The following is a 17,127-nucleotide window of genomic DNA, read 5'->3' on the forward strand; positions in this document are numbered from 1 at the left end:
GTGATCAAGGTGTTGCTGGCCGAGGACATGCACATGGTCCGCGGCGCCCTGGTCGCCCTCCTCAACCTGGAGTCCGACATCGAGGTGGTCGCCGAGGTGTCCAGCGGCGACCAGATCCTGCCCGCCGCCAAGGCGGCCCGGCCCGACGTCGCGGTCATCGACATCGACCTGCCGGGCAAGGACGGGCTGTCGGCGGCGGTCGAGATCCACGAGAGCCTCCCGGACGTCCACACGCTGATCCTGACCAGCCTCGGCCGCCCGGGCACGGTCCGCCGGGCGCTGGACGCGAAGGTGAACGGCTTCCTGCTCAAGGACTCGCCGTCGGACAAGCTGGCGAACGCCGTCCGCTCGGTCGCGATCGGCCGCCGCGTCATCGACAGCGAACTGGCGCTGGCCGCCTGGGAAACCGACGACTGCCCGCTCACACCGCGCGAAATCGAGATCCTCTCGCTGGCCGCGCGCGGCCGCAACGTGGCCGACATCGCGGCGGAGCTGTTCCTTTCGGCCGGCACCGTCCGCAACTACCTGGCCGCCGTGGTCACGAAGCTCAACGCCCGCAACCGGGTCCACGCGATCCGCATCGCGACCGAAGCGGAATGGCTCTAGAGCCGGTTTCGACGGGTTGACCCGCGGCGTTCGCGAACCCGGTCCGGAAAGCGCTTACGCCGTGAGCCCATCCGGTGCCCGGTGCCGTCGCACTCCACCGCACCCGACCGGGACCGCCGCCAGCAGCCGGTGCGTGCCGTCCGCGCCGGACTCCGCCGCCAGCGTGCCGCCCAGCGACTCCACGCGGTCGACCAGGTTGCGCAGCCCCGATCCCGAACCCGTGCCGCCGTCGGCGGGGCCGCCGGCGCCGTCGTTGACGATCTCCAGCCAGGCCGTGCCGTCCTCCTTGCTCACCGAGAACGCGCACCAGCTCGCGGTGCTGTGCCGGACCACGTTGGTCACCCCTTCGCGCAGCACCGCCGCCAGCGCGGTCGCGACCTCCGGGGGCAGGTCCGCGGTACCCGACCGGGCTACCGTCACCCGGGTCCCGGCCGCGCTCAGCACCGCCGCCGCGGCCCGGCACTCGTCGTCCAGCGACAGCTCGCGGTAGCCCGCCGCGACGGTGCGGACGTCGGCCAGCGCGCGCCGCGACATCGTCAGCAGCTCGGCCAGCTCCTCCTTCGCGCGGCCCGGCTGGCCGATCACCAGCCGATCGACGAGTTCACCCTTGAGGGTAATCGCCGAAAGGCTGAGACCGAGCAGATCGTGGACGTCGCGGGAGAACCGCTTGCGCTCCTCGGCGATCGCGTCCCGCTTCAGCGCGCGGCGTTCCTCCTCGCGCTCGGCGGTCAGCCGCACGGCCGCGCCCGCCCCGGACAGCGCCAGCGCGGCGATCGCGGCGGACACCACGCCCGCGAACCCGGCCTCCGCCGAACCGGCCGCCCAGGCGGCCAGCAGCCCTTCGACGACGCACACGAGCCCCGCCGCGGGCACCGCTCTGGCCGGACGGACGGCCAGCAGCAGCCCGCCGGCGAGGAACCCGCCCGCGGCGCTCCACAGGGCGCCCAGCTGCACCATCGGCCCGTACCCCAGCAGGGCCTGCGCGACCAGCGCCAGGCCGGGACGGCGGACACCGCCGTGCGCGAACGCGAGCAGGTGCACTCCGGCCAGCGCCGCCGCGCAGGCCAGCGCCAGCAGCCTCGGGACCCAGGATTCCCGCTCGGCCAGCACCGGGAGCAACGCCGTCAGCGCCACCGCGGTGGCCGCGGCCACCGGTCCCGCCGCGACGAGCGCGCGGAAGTCCGGCCGCTCCGCCCGCTTCCGGACCTTCCCGCGCAGCCGAGCCGGATATGCCACGGCGCCTCCCACCTCACCCGCACCCCAGGTCCTCAACGGTAACAGGGGGAACAGCCGCGTTGGAGGCTTCGCCCGGTCAGCCGATGCCGCCCCCGATGGGGAAATCGAGCACGCACTCGCCGACGCTGACCTCGGCGGGCCACTCCAGTTTCAGCGACCGGTCCACCCGGTCGCCGGCGTCGACGGGCACGGCGTGCGCGGCGAGCCCCATCGCCTTGGCCGCCAGGTAGAGCACCTGCTGCAGCGCGCCGACGTGCACCAGCGTCGTCGCGTACGCGGCGCTGCCGAGCACCCACGCGATCCGCGACATCCGCGCGGTCATCGTCAGCAGCACCGAGGGCCGCCGGTGGCTGCCCGCCCCCACCATCGCCAGGTCCAGCATGCCGTCCAGGACGCCGAGGTCGTCGTTGATCAGCGTCAGCGTGTGCCACAGCGGGTCGTAGTGGTAGATCCCCCGCGCGAGGTCCACGCACCGGTTGATCCCGACGTAGATCTCCAGCTCGTACAGGCAGGCGACGCTGAAGTACGGCCGCTGCGACGCCTCGTGGCCCGGCCCGCCGGGCAGGTACGCCGGCCCGATCGAGCGCACCCGCGCGGCGCGGAAGAGGAACTCCCCGACCTGTTCGGCCGACAGCGCCCGCTCGGTGACCTCGGGGCACACGTGGTCGTGTTCGAGCAGCGTCGCGAGCGTCGGGTCGGTCGCCTTGAGCACCGCCGGGTCGGGGCGGTGCAGCGGGAAGGTCGGGCCCGCGGTGATCTGCTTGACCACCGGCGGCTCGGCGCCCGCCCGGTCCGCCTCCGCGTCCGGCGGGCGGCTGGGCTGGCGGCTCTTCAGCCACGTCCGGCTGCGGGCGTGGAACATCAGGTCGTCCGGGGACCAGACGGCGAGGTCGGCGTCGGTGTCCTCGGCGAACCCGGCCCAGTCGTCGGCCACCAGCACGACGCCCGCGGCCACCAGGAACGCGACGACGTCGGCCACGACCGCCTCGGCCAGCCCGCAGGTCTCGGCGACCCGCGCGACGGTCACCGGACCCGCCAGCGACGACGCCACGGCCACCGCGGGGGGCCGCATCAGCGCGACGCGGTACCGGGCGCGCGGCGACTCCAGCAGCAGGCCGCCGCCGTCCGGGCGCATCGCCGAGTACCGCGACAGCTTGATCAGCCGCCCGGGCGGCACCGCGTCGGCCGGGAAGACCGGCGCCTGGGTCACCGGGATGGCCGAGAGCAGCGGCCCGCGGCCGTCGTTGAGCGCGAGCGAGTGCACGACCGAGCCGGACAGCTGGTTGAGGACCTTGCGCAGCGTTCCGGCCCACGCCTCGGCGCCGTTGCCCGCCGACGTCGCGAGGTTCCCCATCGAGATCGGGCCGAGCGCCATCCGGCCCAGCGACTCGCGGACCGGCCGGGGGACGTCCGCCAGTTCGTACTCACCCCACCACGTGATCGCGACGAGCGTGTCGTCGTCCCCCGCCTCCAGCAGGGTGTCTTCGGTGAGGGACCAGAGCCGGACGGTCTCCGGGATCCCCTCCGGGGGGTAAGCAGGCACAGCCAACTCCTCAAACAACGGCACAGCGCAGGTCCGAGCCCGTGACGGCGCTCAGAGGAACATCGGGAACGGGTTGAGCCGTTCGTACGGGGTCGGCTCGTCGAGCCTGCCCAGCCGGACCGGGACGTCGAAGAGCCGGCCGGGCGCGAACCGCGCCCAGAACGGCCGCAGCCCCGGCGCGAGCACCTTGGCCACCGGGATCCCGACGTCCGGCCGGGTCTGGTCGAGCACCAGCAGCTCCACGCCGGCGTGGTCGAACACCCGGGTCAGCGCGTCGACGTCGTCCCGGACGTCGGCGCGGTGGACGAACCGGAAGTCCGTGGCGGCCCGCATCCGCTCACCCGCCACGGGCTGCAGGTACGGCTGGTTCGCGACGGACGCGCAGGCGAGCCAGCGCCGCGCGTCCGGGTCGTCGAGGTCGTGGCCCGCGGCCGGCACGGCGGGCAGCATCTGGTTGAGCTCGGTCACCGCGCGGCGCACCGCGATCCGCGGGTCGAGGTGCGCGCCGAAGCCCATCATGATGTCCTCGGACGGGCCGTCGGTCCGCCGCGAAACCGCGACGGTCACCGGGATCCCGAGGTCCGAGGTGACGTCGAGGACCCACATCTCGCGGCCGATCCCCGCGTACCCGGCGGCCATCTCGGCCAGCCACGGGTCGGCGAAGGACGCGAGGTCGACGCCCGGCACCGGCGTGCGGTTGTACCACCACAGCGCCACGGCGTCGCGCTCGACGAGCTCCAGCGCGCCCTGCAGGATCGCGTCCTCCAGGCTGCTGCCCGCCGCGGTGCCGTTCGAGTCCGCGCGCACCCCGCGGGCCGCGCTCTCGCGCGGGATCCCGTAGTACAGGTAGGAAGTCGGCAGCAGGCGGCGGCGCCCGGCCGGCGTCCACACCGGCGTCCAGTCGACGACCGCGGCCGGGTCGAACGGCGCCGGGACGTGCTGGAAGGACGCGTGCTCGGCGTTCCACTCCGCGCGGCCGGAGTACTGCCGGTCGGCGAAGAGCATGCACGCGTTGGGGTGGACGGCTTCCTCGCCCAGCTCTTCGAAGGACGCGCGGATGCGCAGCTCGTCGCCCTGGAAGTTGCCGGAAAACCGTTCCGCCGCCTCGCACAGCGCGCTGACCTCGGCGTCGAGCGGGCTGACGCCCTTGCCGCCGTTCTCGCAGCGCAGGCCGGCCCGCAACGCCGCCATCGCGGTGACGCCGCGGGCGACGTTGGGCCCGGAGCGGTAGGCGTTGGCGAACCAGGGCGCGTCCGGGTCCCGCCGGATCTCCTTGACGATCCCGGTGACCGGGCTGACCAGGTGGCGGTGCCGCTCGAGCATCTGCGACGGCGTCGCCGTGCGGTGCCCGCCGCCGCCGGTGGTCGCCTTCTTCGCCGGCCGGAGCTCGACCGGGCGCACCGAGCGCCACGTCACCAGCCACCGGTCGCCGCAGCGGGGGCACTGCGGACGGCGGTGCAGCTCGTGCAGCCTGCCCTGCAGGTCGAGCGTGTCGAGCGTCCACACGCACTGCTGGCCGTGGTGGCGGTACCCGGCCACCCACTTGGCCGCCTCGAGCGCGACCAGGTGCGCCGCGGCCGAGGTCAGCGGCGGCAGCGCGGGCACCGGGCGGCGCGCCGGGCCGGCGTGGCCCAGCTCCTCCTGCACGCACGCCTCGGCGTGGCGGTGGCCCCACAGCCGGTGGGTCAGGCAGTGCCAGCAGGCGCCGTCGGGCTGCAGCACCGGGCCGATCCAGACCTGGGCCCCGGACGGGCGGGCCAGCAGCCACGGCCGCCCGGCGCGCCGGTGCTCGGCGTCGATCACGGCCAGCCGCGGGTCGAGGTAGTCGGCGCACAGCACGACCGACAGGTCGGCGGTGCCGGTGTCCGTGCGCACCACCTCGAGCCCGGCGCCGGCCAGCGCCCGTTCGACGGCGCCGGGGTCGACGCCGTCGGCGCTGTCGCCGACCGCGGTCAGCCGCACGGTGCCCCGCCGCGCGGCGACGACGTCGGCGTCCACCCCGCAGGCGTCCCAGTAGGCCAGCGCGCGTTCGTCGCCCGGCACCTCGTCGGTGCCGGGGCTGCGCAACGTCACGAGCCCCGCGTCGACGAGCTGGGCGAGCAGCGCGGCGACCTCCTCCGGCGCCATCCCGCCGGGACGGCCGCGCAGCAGCCGGTCGAGGTCGTGGGTGCCGTCGAGCAACGCCGCGAGCGACTCGATCTTCGCGCCGCGCATCGCGATCACGCCCTGTTCGGAAAACAGGTACGCGCCCTTGCCTTCCCGCACCTCCGCGCGCAGGTGCCGCCGGAACGCCGGGGCGCGCGCCGGCACCGGGGCGTCCGTGGTGCCACCGCCGTGCGCGTCCACCGCTGTCGTGCGCATGGGCCCTCCTGCCGGTCTCGGGCTGGGCGGGACGAGAGAAGGAAATCCTGCTCCACGAGCGGTCTACTCAGCCAGTGCTCAAAGCACGGGCAGGTCGTGCGAAACGCATGGGCCGACGTGGAAAACACATGGGGCACCGGTGCGTCGCTCACTGGCCGCACGCCACGGGGAACCGTCACCGTAGACAGCGACGTCCGTGGCGGCACGGTGCGTCGGGGCACCCTAACCGACTCGCGCCTCGCGCGCGAACCCGGCGGCGCCCGGTCTGGCACCCGAGACAAGTGAGGACCCCGAGTATGCCTACTTCTACTCGCACCTACGGACAGTTCTGCGGCCTGGCCCGGGCGCTCGAGATCGTCGGCGAGCGGTGGTCGATGCTGGTCGTGCGGGACCTCATGCTCGGCGCGAAGCGGTTCACCGACCTGCAGCAGACCCTGCCGCGGATCCCGGTCAGCATCCTCACCTCGCGGCTCAACGAGCTCGAGGAGGCCGGAGTGGTCCGCCGCCGGGTCCTTTCGCAGCTGGACGCCGGTGTCGTCTACGAGCTCACCGAGTACGGTGCCGAGCTCGACCAGATCGTGCTCGACCTCGGCCTGTGGGGCTCCCGCTCGCTGAACTACCCGCAGCCGGACCAGATCATCACCGTCGACATCGCGATCCTCTCGCTCTACACGACCTTCAAGGAGGAGGCCGCCGCGGGCGTGCACGTCAACTACGAGCTGCACCACCTCGACGGCGAGATGATCGTGCACGCACTGGTCGACGACGGCTCGCTCAAGGTGTCCACCGGTGCGCTGCCCGCTCCCGACCTGGTGATCCAGCCGCAGGGACCGGCGCTGTTCGACGTGCTCAGGGGAAAGCTGTCCGCCCAGGACGCCCTCTCCTCCGGCAAGGTCCGCGTCGAGGGCGACCCCGCGCACTTCGAGCTGTTCAGCCGGCTCTTCCAGATCCCGCCCGCCCCGGAGCGCCCGACCGGGCTGACCATGCGCTGAACCCCGGCGGCACCCGGCGGTACGCAATCCGCCGGGCGTCGTATTTTCCGTTGCGGGATCAGCAATCCGGAGTAACGGGAGGCGCTCCGGAAACGGTTATCGTCTACCCACGCTGTCGTCTTCCGTGAACTGGGGTCCCGTATGTCGACGTCCGAACTCGCCCGCCCGTCCGGGTTTCTCGGCCCGCTCAACAGCCGCTGGCACCACCGCGCGCTCGCGGTGTTCATGGTGATCGTGATCGGGCACTGGGCCGAGCACATCGTGCAGGCGTTCCAGATCTACGCGCTCGGCTGGCCGACGGCGAAGGCCCGCGGTGTGCTCGGGATGCCGTTCCCCTGGCTGATTTCGCAGGAATGGCTGCACTACGGCTACGCGCTCGTCATGCTGGTGTTCCTGTGGACCCTGCGGCACGGCTTCGCCGGCCGGTCGCGGCAGTGGTGGAACCTCGCGCTGGCCATCCAGTTCTGGCACCACATCGAGCACCTGCTGCTGTTCATCCAGGCGCAGAGCGGCTGGCGCCTCGCCGGCCAGAAGGTACCGACCAGCATCATCCAGCTGCTCGTGCCCCGGGTCGAGCTGCACCTGTTCTACAACACGATCGTCACCATCCCGATGATCGTGGCGGTCGTGCTGCACCGGCGCGCGTCGGTGGCCGAGCACGAGCTGACCGGGTGCACCTGCGGGCTGCGCCCGCCCGCGCTCGCCGCGTCGTGAGCGGCCGGGCCGCGCGGCGGGCACTGGCCCTGCTGGCCTTCCTGGCCGGCTGGCTGGTGCTCACCGCCGCGCCGGCGTCGGCGCACGTCGAGATCGTCTCCGTAACCCCCGGCGACGGTTCGCGGCTGACCGCGGCGCCCGCGCAGGTGTCGGTGACGCTGTCGGAGAACGTCGGCATCCAGCCCGGCTCGCTGAAGGTCGTCGACACGCAGGGCACCGCCGTCGACACCGGCCCGGTGTTCCAGCCCGGCGACGTCGCGGAGCAGGTGGCCGTCCGGCTGAAGCCGGGCCTGCCCGACGGCAGCTACCTCGTCGAGTACGCGTTCGTCTCGACCGACTCCCACCCGGTGCGCGGCACGTTCGCCTTCGTCGTCGGCGCCGGCCCGCTGATCACCTCGGCGGGCGCGGTCGCGGCGGCGACCGGCACGGACCCGGTGGTCGACGTGGTGTCGACGGTCGTGCGCTGGCTGTCCTTCGCCGGTGTCGTCCTGCTCGGCGGCCTGGTCTTCCTGCTGACGTGCCACCCCGCCGGGCGCGCGGACCCGCGGGCCCGGCGGCTGCTGAAGGCGGGCGTCTGGCTGACGGCGGGCACGGCGGTCGCGACGTTCCTGCTGCAGGGCCCGTACGCGGCCGGCCGCGGCCTGGGCGCGCTGCTGGACCCGGGCCTGCTGGGCGACACGTTCCGGCTGTCCTACGGCAAGCTCTTGCTGGTCCGGCTGGTCGCGGCCGGGGTGCTGGCGGTGGTGCTCCCCCGCGTGCTGGCGGCGCCGCCGTCGACGGCCCGCCGTGGCCGGCTGGAGAACCTCGCGATGATCACCGGGTTCGCGGTGCTGCTGAGCTTCTCGGCGAGCGGGCACCCGGTGACCGACCGGGTGATGTACTTCTCGGTGGCGGCCGACCTGGTCCACTGGGGCGCGATCGCGGTGTGGGCGGGCGGGCTGGTCCAGCTGGCGTCGTGCCTGCTCCGCCGGACCCCGGACCTCGGGCCGGTGGTGACGAGGTTCTCCCGCCTGGCGATGAACTGCGTGGCGCTGATCGCGATCAGCGGCGGGGTGCTGGCGTTGCGGATCGTGCCGTCGGTGCCCGCGCTGTGGACGACCGCGTACGGGCTCCTGCTCCTGGGCAAGATCGCGGGCTTCGCGGTGCTGCTCCTGGTGGCGAACGTGGCGCGCCGGGCGGTGCAGCGCGGCGTGCCGGGCGGCGGTGGCGGCGGCACGGCGGTGCTGACGACGGAGCTGCGCCGGCTGCGGCTGGCGGTGACGGCCGAGGTCGTGCTGGCCTCGGTGGTCCTGGCGCTGGCGGCGGTGCTCTCGGCGACCCCACCGGGCGGCTGACCGAGTCCGGCACCGCGGCGGCTCCCCCGGTGTCCGGCGAGGGTTCAGACCCCGGGTGCGCGCGGCGGGCTGAACGGGCCCCAGGTGAACGCGGGCAGCCACGTCGACGGCGCCGCGTCCCACTCCAGCTCCGACAGCTGGGCGAGCGACCGGCGGCCGGCCAGCGCCCGGTACAGCTCGTGGGCCGGCGCCGTCAGCGTCGCCACCGGGCGGCCGGCGCCCGCCGTCCACCGGGAGCCGCCCGTGGTGCGCAGGCGCAACGCCGGCAGGCCGCGGCCCGCGACCGAGCCCGAGAACCCGCGGACCAGCACTTCGAAGCTCGGCGCCCAGGCCGCGTGCTCGACCGGCGGCGGCACGCCCAGCGCCGCGCGCAGGTCCAGCTCGTGGGTGTAGGCGTCCATCACCATGACCTCGCCGCTGCGGCCACCCGCCTCCGCGAGCCGGCGATCGAGGTCCGCGCCGACGTCGTCCCAGTGGTCGAGCAGCTCCGGCACCGTCGTCGCGGTCGAGACGGGCACCGCGCCGCCGTGGCGCTCGAGCACCCGCTCGGCGATCCCGGTGAGGTGGCCCAGCAGGTCGGCGACGGTCCACTCCGGACACGCGGGCACCCGCCGGCGTCCGGCGCCGGCGTGCGCGCCGAGCAGGGTGCGGAAGCCGCGGCGCACCGCCGGGTAGCCGACGAAGTCCGGGGCCGGCCGACTCGCTGTCACGCGTCCCCACCTCACCTGGCACCATCGGGGTTTCCGGCCCAGTATGCCCAGGTGAGAAGCCCCGGCGAGTCTCCTGGCTTGCCGACACCGAAGACTCCGGGAGGTAGTGACCTTGCCCACTCTGTGGTCCACGCCGGCGCAGTGGGAGCTGCTGCCGCCGGTCCTGCTCGCGCTGGTGCTCAGCGTCGCGATCGGGCTCGAGCGCGAAGCCGGCATGAAGGCCGCGGGCCTGCGGACGCACAGCCTGGTCGGCGTCGGTTCGGCGGTGTTCATGCTCGTGTCGAAGTACGGCTTCGCCGACCTGCTGGGCACCGACCACGTCGCGCTCGACCCGTCGCGGATCGCCGCGCAGATCGTCTCCGGCATCGGCTTCATCGGCGGCGGCCTGATCTTCGTCCGCCGGGACGCCGTGCGCGGCCTGACGACGGCCGCGACGATCTGGCTCACCGCCGCCGTCGGCACGGCGTGCGGCGCCGGGCTGCCGGTGCTCGCCGTCGCCACGACGATCGGTCATTTCGTGGTGACCCGCGGCTTCCCGCCGCTGCAGCGGTTCGTCGCGCGGCACCGCCGCGAACCGCCGGTGATCCAGTTGAGCTACCTCGACGGCCACGGCGTGCTGCGCGCGGCACTGGCCGCGTGCACCGGACGCGGGTGGAGCGTGCACCACGTCGACGTCGACCACGAGTCGGTTTCCGAAGAGGGGCAACGGATCGCGGTCGTGACGCTGCGCCTCGACGGCCGCGGTGATCTCTACGACCTGGCCGCCGAGCTCGCCGAGCTGCCCGGCGTCCGGAGCACGTCCACCGGTCCGGGAGAACCGCTCGACGAATGATCACCCGCCCGGGCAGCGCGCGGGGGCGGGTTTGCGGCACACTGGGGTGGACGCGGGATTCCCCGGTACCGCAAGGAAAACGTGCGGCCGAGGAGAAACCATCCAATTCGGAGGTGAGGCATGGCCCCCGGCGGTGGCGAGGACGTGGAGCGCACGCAGCCCGGATTCGACCTGGCGTGGCGCGGTTTTCACCGCGCGCAGGTCGCGGAGTACGTCGCGTGGGCCGAAGGAGAACTGCGCAGACTCGCCGCCGAACGCGACTCGGCCCGGCAGCGCGCGGCCGCGCTCGCCGAGGACAACCGTGAGCTCCGCGTGAAGATCGACCGGATCAGCCGCACCCCGATCGAGCCGGACGCGCTGCAGGAGCGGTCCCGCCGGATGATCGAGCTGACCCGGGAGGAAGCGGCCGAAATCACCGCGCGGGCAACGGAAACGGCCGAGCGCCTGGTCCGCGAAGCCGAGGCCGAGGCGGTCCGGCTCACGGAGAAGGAACGCCGGCTGGTCGCCGAGGCCGAGGCGGAGGCCGAACGCCGGCGCGTCGAGCACGAGGAGTTCCTCCGGGCGGCCGAGCAGCGCCGCCGCGAGCTCGACGAAGCCGCCGCGCACCGCCGTGCCCAGCAGGAAGAGGATCACACGCGCGCGATGACGGTCCGCCGCGCCGACGCGATGCGCGTGCTGGCCGAGGAAGAGGCGGCCGCGCGGGCGAAGGCCGAACGCCTGGTCAGCACCGCGCAAGCCGAGGCGAAGACACAGCTGGAGACCGCGGAGGCCAAGGCGGCGAAGCTGGTCAAGACGGCCAAGACCAAGTCCGAACGCCTGGTCACGACGGCCGAAAGCAAGGCCGGCCGCCTGGTCTCGACCGCCGAAACCAAAGCGAAGAAGCAGGTCGCCACCGCGGAAGCCGAAGCCGAGTCCCTGGTCGAAGCGGCCCAGCGCCAGGTCACCGCCCTCACCGAGGTCCGCGACAAGCTCAAAGCGAGCCTCACCGGCTGCCGCTCCCTGCTCGCCGACGCGGCCGTCGCCCTCGACGACCGGCCGGCGCCCTTCGATCCGGAAGCCACCCTGCCGATGTCGAAGAGAGTGCCCGTCCAGCGGCGCTCGCCCGCCGACCTCACCGACGCCGTCGGCTGACCCTTGCCCGCCGGCCGGGCAGCCCCCATGATCGTCGGGTGAGGCCCCTGAGAATCGCGCTGGTCACGGCCCTGGCCGCCGGCACCCTCAGCGCGTGCGGCGCCGGGTCCGGCGTCACGATCAACCTGTACGTCTCGCCGGAGAACAACCTGCAGCACGTCGTCGACGCCTGCACCGCGGCCGCGGGCGGCCGGTACCGGATCGTCTACCACAAGCTGCCGCGCAGCGCGGACGGCCAGCGCGAGCAGATGGTGCGGTGCCTCGCCGCGGAAGACCCGTCGCTGGATGTCCTCGGCCTCGACGTCACGTGGGTTCCGGAGTTCGCCGAGGCCGGCTGGGTGGTGCCGTGGACCGGCGCGGCCGAGGCCGAGGCGACGCGGGACGTGCTGCCCGGCCCGCTCTCGACCGCGCGGTGGAACGGGAAGCTGTACGCGGCGACGAAGCACACGAACGTCCAGCTGCTCTGGTACGACGACCGGCTCACGCCGTCGCCACCGAAGACCTTCGAAGAGATGATCGCGCAGGCCCGAGCGCTCAAAGCGGCGGGAAAGCCGGGGAACGTCCTGTTCACCGGCGCCCAGTACGAGGGCCTGGTCGTCTTCTACAACACGCTGGTCGCCTCCGCGGGCGGCCACATCCTGTCCGACGACGGCAAGTCCGTGCTGATGGACGAGGGCGCCGTCCGCGCGCTCGAGGTGCTCAGGACCCTGACCACGGCCGGCGTCACGGACCCGTCGCTGGGCAACTCGAAGGAGGACGAGGTCCGCCAGGCGTTCCAGCGCGGGCAGGGCGCGCTGGAGCTGAACTGGCCGTACGTCTACGCGTCCTACGCCAAGGAGAAGCCGCAGGACCTGGCGCACGTGCGCTGGGCGCGCTACCCGTCGGTGGTGCCCGGCCGCCCCAGCCGCGTCACGATCGGCGGCTTCAACCTCGCGGTCAGCACGTATTCGCCCCACCAGGCAGAGGCCTTCGAAGCCGCCTTGTGCCTGCGGAGCCCGTCGAGCCAGCAGTACCAGGCGATCGAGGACGGCCTGGCCCCGACCACGCGCTCGGTCTACGACGACCCCGCGCTGGCGGCGAAGTTCCCGATGAAGCCGGACATCCTCGCCGCGCTGGCCGACGCCGCCGTCCGGCCGCTGACCCCGGCCTACCAGAACCTGTCGACGGTGATCTCGAAGGTGCTGTCCCCGCCGTCGGAGATCGATCCGGAGCGGACCGCGGCCGAGCTGCGCGAGCGGCTGACCGACGCGCTGAACTCGCGGGACATCATCCCTTGACGCGGACGTTCGCCCTGGTCACGGCGGTCGTCGTGCTGGCCGCGTCGACGACCCTGGCCAACCGCGTGCTCCCGGGCTGGGCGTACCCGGTGTGCGGAGTGGTCGCGGCGGCGGTCCTGGTCGCGCTCGGCCGGGCCGCCGGGTGCACGTGGACCGGGCTCGGGCTGGCTGCGGTCCGCCGTCCCGCGCTGGTCGGGCTGGCCGGGGCCGCGCTGGTCGCGGTGGTGTTCGGGATCGCGCTGGCGGTGCCGTCGCTGCGGACGGTGTACCAGGACGGCCGCGTCGGCGAGCCGGACTTCGGGCAGCTGCTGTGGCTGACGTGCGGACGCATCCTGTTCGGGACGGTGCTGATCGAGGAGGTGGCGTTCCGCGGCGTGCTGCCGGGCCTGCTGGGTGCGACGGACGACCGCTGGCGCTGGCCCCCGATCCTCGGCGCGGCGGCGCTGTTCGGCCTCTGGCACTTCCTGCCCGCGCTGGCGATCGGCCGCAACGCGGCGGTCCACGCGGTGTTCGGCGCGACGCCGACGGTGGTGCTGCAGGTGCTGGCGATGGCCGCGGCGGGCGTCGCGGGGATCTTCCTGCACTGGTGGCGGCACACGGGCCGGGGCGTGCTGGCGTCGGTGATCGTGCACTTCACCACCAACGCCGGCGGCCTCACCCTGGCGGTGCTGGTGCGCTAGGACCGCACCAGCCGCGCGATCGCGTCCGAGGCTTCGCGCACCTTCAGGTCGGCCTCTTCACCGCCGGCCGCGGCGGCCTGGACCACGCAGGTCGCCAGGTGCTCGTCGAGCAGCTCGAGCGAGAACGACTGCAGGGCCTTCGTCGCCGCGGAGACCTGGGTCAGGATGTCGATGCAGTACTTGTCCTGCTCGACCATCCGCTGCAGCCCGCGGATCTGCCCCTCGATCCGGCGGAGGCGCTTGAGGTAAGCCTCCCGCTCGGTGCCGTAACCCGTCATCGCCCACCTGTCCCCGTCGTCACCCGTCCCTGACCACCGACTATACCCTCCGGGGGTTCAGCGGAACCGGCGCAGCCGGAGGCTGTTGCTCACCACGAACGCCGACGAGCACGCCATCGCCGCGCCCGCGATCATCGGGTTGAGCAGGCCCAGCGCGGCCAGCGGCAGCGCCGCCACGTTGTACGCGAAAGCCCAGAACAGGTTGCCCTTGATGGTGGCCAGGGTCCGGCGGGCCAGGCGGATCGCGTCGGCGGCCGCCCGCAGGTCGCCGCGCACCAGCGTCAGGTCGCTCGCCTCGATGGCCGCGTCGGTGCCGGTGCCCATGGCCAGCCCCAGGTCGGCCTGGGCGAGCGCGGCCGCGTCGTTGACGCCGTCGCCGACCATCGCCACCACGCGGCCCTCGGCCTGCAGCCGCTTCACGACGTCGACCTTGCCCTCCGGCAGCACCTCGGCGACGACCTCGTCGATCCCCGCTTCGGCCGCGATCGCCCGCGCCACGCCGGCGTGGTCGCCGGTCAGCAGCACCGGCGTCAGGCCGAGTTCGCGCAGTTCGGCGACCGCCTGGGCGGAGGTGGGCTTGATCCTGTCGGCGACGACCAGGTGCCCCTGGACCTGGCCGTCCCAGCTCACGCCGACGGCGCCGTCGGCGCGCCCGACGCTGACCGTTCGTCCTTCGACGACGCCGCTCACGCCGACGCCCGGGGTGCTGCGGAACTCCGTCACCGGGGGAAGTGCGCCGAAGCGCTGCTTGGCCGCCTCCGCGATGGCGCGGCCGATCGGGTGCTCGGACGCGGCCTCCACGGCGCCCGCCAGCCGCAGCGGCTCGCCGTCGCCCTCGACCAGCGTCATCCGGCCGGTGGTGACGGTGCCGGTCTTGTCCAGGACGACGGTGTCGGCGCGGCGCGTGTTTTCGAGGACCTCGGGGCCCTTGATGAGGATGCCGAGCTGGGCACCGCGGCCAGTGCCGACGAGCAGCGCCGTCGGCGTCGCGAGGCCGAGCGCGCACGGGCAGGCGATGATCAGCACGGCGACGGCGGCGGTGAACGCGTGGTCCGGCGCTCCGCCGGTCGCGAGCCAGACCACCAGCGTGGCCAGCGCCGCGAGGACGACCAGCGGCACGAACACCGCCGAGACGCGGTCGGCGAGCCGCTGGACCCCGGCCTTGCCGTTCTGCGCCGCTTCGACGAGCCGGGCCAGCTGCGCCAGCCGGGTGTCGTCGCCGACGCGGGTGGCGCGCACGAACAACCGCCCGCCGATGTTGACCGTGGCGCCGGTGACCGCGTCGCCCGGCCCGACCTCCACCGGCACCGGCTCGCCGGTGAGCATGCTCGTGTCGACCGCGGAGCCGCCTTCGGTGACCACGCCGTCGGTGGCGATCTTCTCGCCGGGGCGGGCCACGAAGACGTCGTCCACCCGCAGTTCTTCGACGGGGATCAGGTGCTCTTCGCCGTCGCGCAGGACGGTGACGTCCTTGGCGCCGAGGTCCATCAACGCGCGGAGGGCGGCGCCGGCGCGGCGCTTGGAGCGGGCCTCGAAGTAGCGGCCGGCCAGAATGAACGTGGTGACCGCGGCGGCGACCTCGAAGTAGAGGCCGTGCTCCGGCATCCCGAAGAAGAGCACGTACAGCGACCAGGCCACGGACGCGACGACGCCGAGCGAGATCAGCGTGTCCATGGTGGCGGTGGCGTGGCGCAGGTTGACGGCGGCGGCGCGGTGGAACGGCCAGGCGCCCCAGGTCACGACCGGGGCGGCGAGGGCAGGCAGGACCCACGGGTCGGCCCGCCAGGCCGGGACCATCGCGAGGGCGATCAGCGGGACGGTCAGGGCCGCCGAAAGGAGCAAACGCTTGCGCAGTGCGGGCGTCTCGTCGGGCGCTTCGGGCTCGGGCAGCTTCGCGGAGTACCCGGCGGCCTCGACCACGGCGGCGAGGTCGGCGACCGTCAGCCCGTCCGGGTAGCTGACCTGGGCTTTCTCGGTGGCGTAGTTGACCGTCGCGGTCACGCCGTCGACCTTGTTGAGCTTGCGCTCGACCCGGGCGGCGCACGAAGCGCACGTCATCCCGCCGATGGCGAGCTCGACGCGGGTCGCGGTGGTCACGGGCTCAGGCGACCAGGCGGTAACCGGCCTCGGTGACCGCCGCGGCGACAGCGTCGGCGGCGAGCGGAGTGTCACTGGTCACGGTCACGCGACCGCTCTCGACGTCGACGTCCACGCTCCGGACACCTTCGAGCTCGGACACCTCTTCGCGGACCGAAGTGGCGCAGTGTCCGCAGGTCATGCCTTCGACGGTGTAGCTCGCCTCGGTCATCGGCGGCTCCTTTCGTTCTCGTTCCTTTATACCCATCGGGGGTAGGGGTTCGGTCGCGGCCCCCACCAGACTCGCGGCATGCGCAAGCTCTACGCGATCGGGATCGGCGCCGGCGACCCGGAGCACCTGACGGTCCAGGCGATCGACCGCCTCAACCGCGTCGACGTGTTCTTCGTGCTCGACAAGGGGTCGGCGAAGGCGGACCTGGTCCGGTTGCGCCAGGAGATCCTCGACCGGTTCGTGACGCGGCCGGGCTACCGCGTGGTGCTGGCGACGGATCCGTCGCGCGACCGGACGCCGTCCGATTACCGGGCGGCGGTGGCCGACTGGCACGCGGAGCGGGCCGCGGTGTACGAACGGCTCCTGCTGTCGGAGCTGGGGCCCGACTCGGTGGGGGCTTTCCTGGTGTGGGGCGACCCGTCGCTCTACGACAGCACGATCGCGCTGATCGAGGCGGTGCTGGCGCGGGGGAACGTGGCGTTCGAGTACGAGGTGGTCCCGGGGATCAGCAGCATTTCGGCACTGGTGGCCCGCCACCGGACGACGATGAACCAGATCGGCCGAGCGGTCCAGCTGACGACGGGCCGCCGGCTGGCGGCGGGCTGGCCGGAGGGAGTGGACGACGTGTTCGTGCTGCTGGACGCGAACACGACTTTCGATCGCTATGCCGATCGCGGCTTGACCCTCTTCTGGGGGGCGTACGTGGGGACACCGGACGAGATCCTGTTGTCGGGCCCGCTCACGGCGGAACTGGCCGAGGAGGTCCGCCGGGTTCGCGCCGAGGCGAGGGAACGGCACGGCTGGATCATGGACACGTACCTGCTGCGGCGCCCGGCGGAGTAGCGGGGCGGCTTGCCCGGCGGGCGGTCGGCAGCGGGGCTCGCGCCGCCATGCCGGCCTTGTCGCGGCGTCGCCTCGCCCCGCCGGGGCCGGCCGCGAGCGCCGCGGCCGGCTAGCTTTCGTGTCGTGGGCATGCGAAAAGGCCCCGGGAGACGGGTGTCCGTCTCGACCGGGGCCTTTTCCTATGTTGAGTTCGGCGGTGTCCTACTCTCCCACAACCCTTCGGTTGCAGTACCATCGGCGCTGTCAGGCTTAGCTTCCGGGTTCGGAATGGGACCGGGCGTT

Annotated in this window: 16 protein-coding genes and 1 rRNA gene; 9 read left to right on the forward strand and 8 right to left on the reverse strand. The window is 73.5% G+C overall.

The features are described from left to right. Positions 1-606 (forward strand): response regulator transcription factor, encoded by a 606-nt coding sequence (locus ACWEVP_RS15980; RefSeq protein ID WP_452063286.1) that lies wholly within the window; start codon positions 1-3, stop codon positions 604-606. Positions 607-660: 54 nt separating this feature from the next. On the opposite strand, the gene ACWEVP_RS15985 is transcribed toward ACWEVP_RS15980, so the two are convergent. The 3 genes from ACWEVP_RS15985 to ACWEVP_RS15995 form a co-directional block, all read right to left on the reverse strand. Next, the gene (locus ACWEVP_RS15985; RefSeq protein WP_452063287.1) at positions 661-1,842 is read right to left on the reverse strand and encodes a sensor histidine kinase; all 1,182 of its coding nucleotides are present in this window, start codon (positions 1,840-1,842) and stop codon (positions 661-663) included. A 76-nt stretch (positions 1,843-1,918) separates the two neighbouring features. Further along, a complete protein-coding gene (locus tag ACWEVP_RS15990) occupies positions 1,919-3,385 on the reverse strand; it encodes a SagB/ThcOx family dehydrogenase (RefSeq protein ID WP_452063288.1) in 1,467 nt (488 codons plus the stop codon). 51 nt (positions 3,386-3,436) lie between these two features. After that, the gene (locus ACWEVP_RS15995) at positions 3,437-5,746 is read right to left on the reverse strand and encodes a TOMM precursor leader peptide-binding protein (protein ID WP_452063289.1); all 2,310 of its coding nucleotides are present in this window, start codon (positions 5,744-5,746) and stop codon (positions 3,437-3,439) included. A gap of 296 nt (positions 5,747-6,042) precedes the next feature. Between ACWEVP_RS15995 and ACWEVP_RS16000 the strand changes: the two genes are divergently transcribed. From ACWEVP_RS16000 to ACWEVP_RS16010, 3 genes are all read left to right on the forward strand, one after another. Beyond that, on the forward strand, positions 6,043-6,738 hold the full coding sequence (locus ACWEVP_RS16000; protein ID WP_452063290.1) for a winged helix-turn-helix transcriptional regulator: 696 nt from the start codon (positions 6,043-6,045) through the stop codon (positions 6,736-6,738). A gap of 141 nt (positions 6,739-6,879) precedes the next feature. After that, positions 6,880-7,452: a hypothetical protein gene (locus ACWEVP_RS16005; RefSeq protein ID WP_452063291.1), complete on the forward strand. Its 573-nt coding sequence runs from the start codon at positions 6,880-6,882 to the stop codon at positions 7,450-7,452. Next, a complete protein-coding gene (locus ACWEVP_RS16010) occupies positions 7,410-8,786 on the forward strand; it encodes a copper resistance CopC/CopD family protein (protein ID WP_452063292.1) in 1,377 nt (458 codons plus the stop codon). Before ACWEVP_RS16005 ends, ACWEVP_RS16010 begins: the two co-directional genes overlap by 43 nt. Positions 8,787-8,830: 44 nt before the next feature. On the opposite strand, the gene ACWEVP_RS16015 is transcribed toward ACWEVP_RS16010, so the two are convergent. Beyond that, a complete protein-coding gene (locus tag ACWEVP_RS16015) occupies positions 8,831-9,496 on the reverse strand; it encodes a maleylpyruvate isomerase family mycothiol-dependent enzyme (protein WP_452063293.1) in 666 nt (221 codons plus the stop codon). Positions 9,497-9,608: 112 nt separating this feature from the next. On the opposite strand from ACWEVP_RS16015, the gene ACWEVP_RS16020 reads away from it, so the two are divergent. The 4 genes from ACWEVP_RS16020 to ACWEVP_RS16035 all read left to right on the forward strand — a co-directional run bounded on the left by ACWEVP_RS16020 (position 9,609) and on the right by ACWEVP_RS16035 (position 13,416). Next, positions 9,609-10,328, forward strand: a complete 720-nt coding sequence (locus tag ACWEVP_RS16020; RefSeq protein ID WP_452063294.1) for an MgtC/SapB family protein — start codon at positions 9,609-9,611, stop codon at positions 10,326-10,328. A 120-nt stretch (positions 10,329-10,448) separates the two neighbouring features. Continuing rightward, entirely contained in the window at positions 10,449-11,459 is a 1,011-nt protein-coding gene (locus ACWEVP_RS16025) for a M protein (protein WP_452063295.1), read from the forward strand. A gap of 38 nt (positions 11,460-11,497) precedes the next feature. After that, positions 11,498-12,736, forward strand: coding sequence for an ABC transporter substrate-binding protein (locus tag ACWEVP_RS16030; protein ID WP_452063296.1), 1,239 nt, complete (start codon positions 11,498-11,500; stop codon positions 12,734-12,736). Further along, entirely contained in the window at positions 12,733-13,416 is a 684-nt protein-coding gene (locus ACWEVP_RS16035) for a CPBP family intramembrane glutamic endopeptidase (protein WP_452063297.1), read from the forward strand. Before ACWEVP_RS16030 ends, ACWEVP_RS16035 begins: the two co-directional genes overlap by 4 nt. Here ACWEVP_RS16035 and ACWEVP_RS16040 read toward each other — a convergent pair. From ACWEVP_RS16040 to ACWEVP_RS16050, 3 genes are read right to left on the reverse strand one after another with little or no spacing between them, the layout of a single operon-like run. Then, entirely contained in the window at positions 13,413-13,694 is a 282-nt protein-coding gene (locus ACWEVP_RS16040) for a metal-sensitive transcriptional regulator (RefSeq protein ID WP_086678475.1), read from the reverse strand. The two genes, ACWEVP_RS16035 and ACWEVP_RS16040, sit on opposite strands and share 4 nt — an antisense overlap. 57 nt (positions 13,695-13,751) lie before the next feature. Beyond that, positions 13,752-15,791 carry a heavy metal translocating P-type ATPase gene (locus ACWEVP_RS16045; protein WP_452063298.1) on the reverse strand — a complete coding sequence of 680 codons (2,040 nt, stop codon included), beginning with the start codon at positions 15,789-15,791 and terminating at the stop codon, positions 13,752-13,754. A gap of 4 nt (positions 15,792-15,795) precedes the next feature. Further along, positions 15,796-16,002 carry a heavy-metal-associated domain-containing protein gene (locus ACWEVP_RS16050; protein WP_452063299.1) on the reverse strand — a complete coding sequence of 69 codons (207 nt, stop codon included), beginning with the start codon at positions 16,000-16,002 and terminating at the stop codon, positions 15,796-15,798. 78 nt (positions 16,003-16,080) lie between these two features. Here ACWEVP_RS16050 and cobF point away from each other — a divergent pair, with 78 nt between their 5' ends. Beyond that, entirely contained in the window at positions 16,081-16,845 is a 765-nt protein-coding gene (gene cobF / locus ACWEVP_RS16055) for a precorrin-6A synthase (deacetylating) (RefSeq protein WP_452063300.1), read from the forward strand. A 188-nt stretch (positions 16,846-17,033) separates the two neighbouring features. Here cobF and rrf read toward each other — a convergent pair. Continuing rightward, positions 17,034-17,127, reverse strand: a 5S ribosomal RNA gene (rrf, locus tag ACWEVP_RS16060); the annotation flags it as partial.

Source organism: Amycolatopsis sp. NPDC003865 (genome assembly GCF_053605345.1).

Bases quoted from the DNA above. Each gene is read 5' to 3' on its own strand.
- ACWEVP_RS15995 (WP_452063289.1), bottom strand. From the start codon at position 5,746: ATGCGCACGACAGCGGTGGACGCGCACGGCGGTGGCACCACGGACGCC.
- ACWEVP_RS16000 (WP_452063290.1), top strand. From the start codon at position 6,043: ATGCCTACTTCTACTCGCACCTACGGACAGTTCTGCGGCCTGGCCCGG.
- ACWEVP_RS16005 (WP_452063291.1), top strand. From the start codon at position 6,880: ATGTCGACGTCCGAACTCGCCCGCCCGTCCGGGTTTCTCGGCCCGCTC.
- ACWEVP_RS16025 (WP_452063295.1), top strand. From the start codon at position 10,449: ATGGCCCCCGGCGGTGGCGAGGACGTGGAGCGCACGCAGCCCGGATTC.
- ACWEVP_RS16040 (WP_086678475.1), bottom strand. From the start codon at position 13,694: ATGACGGGTTACGGCACCGAGCGGGAGGCTTACCTCAAGCGCCTCCGC.
- ACWEVP_RS16050 (WP_452063299.1), bottom strand. From the start codon at position 16,002: ATGACCGAGGCGAGCTACACCGTCGAAGGCATGACCTGCGGACACTGC.
- cobF (WP_452063300.1), top strand. From the start codon at position 16,081: ATGCGCAAGCTCTACGCGATCGGGATCGGCGCCGGCGACCCGGAGCAC.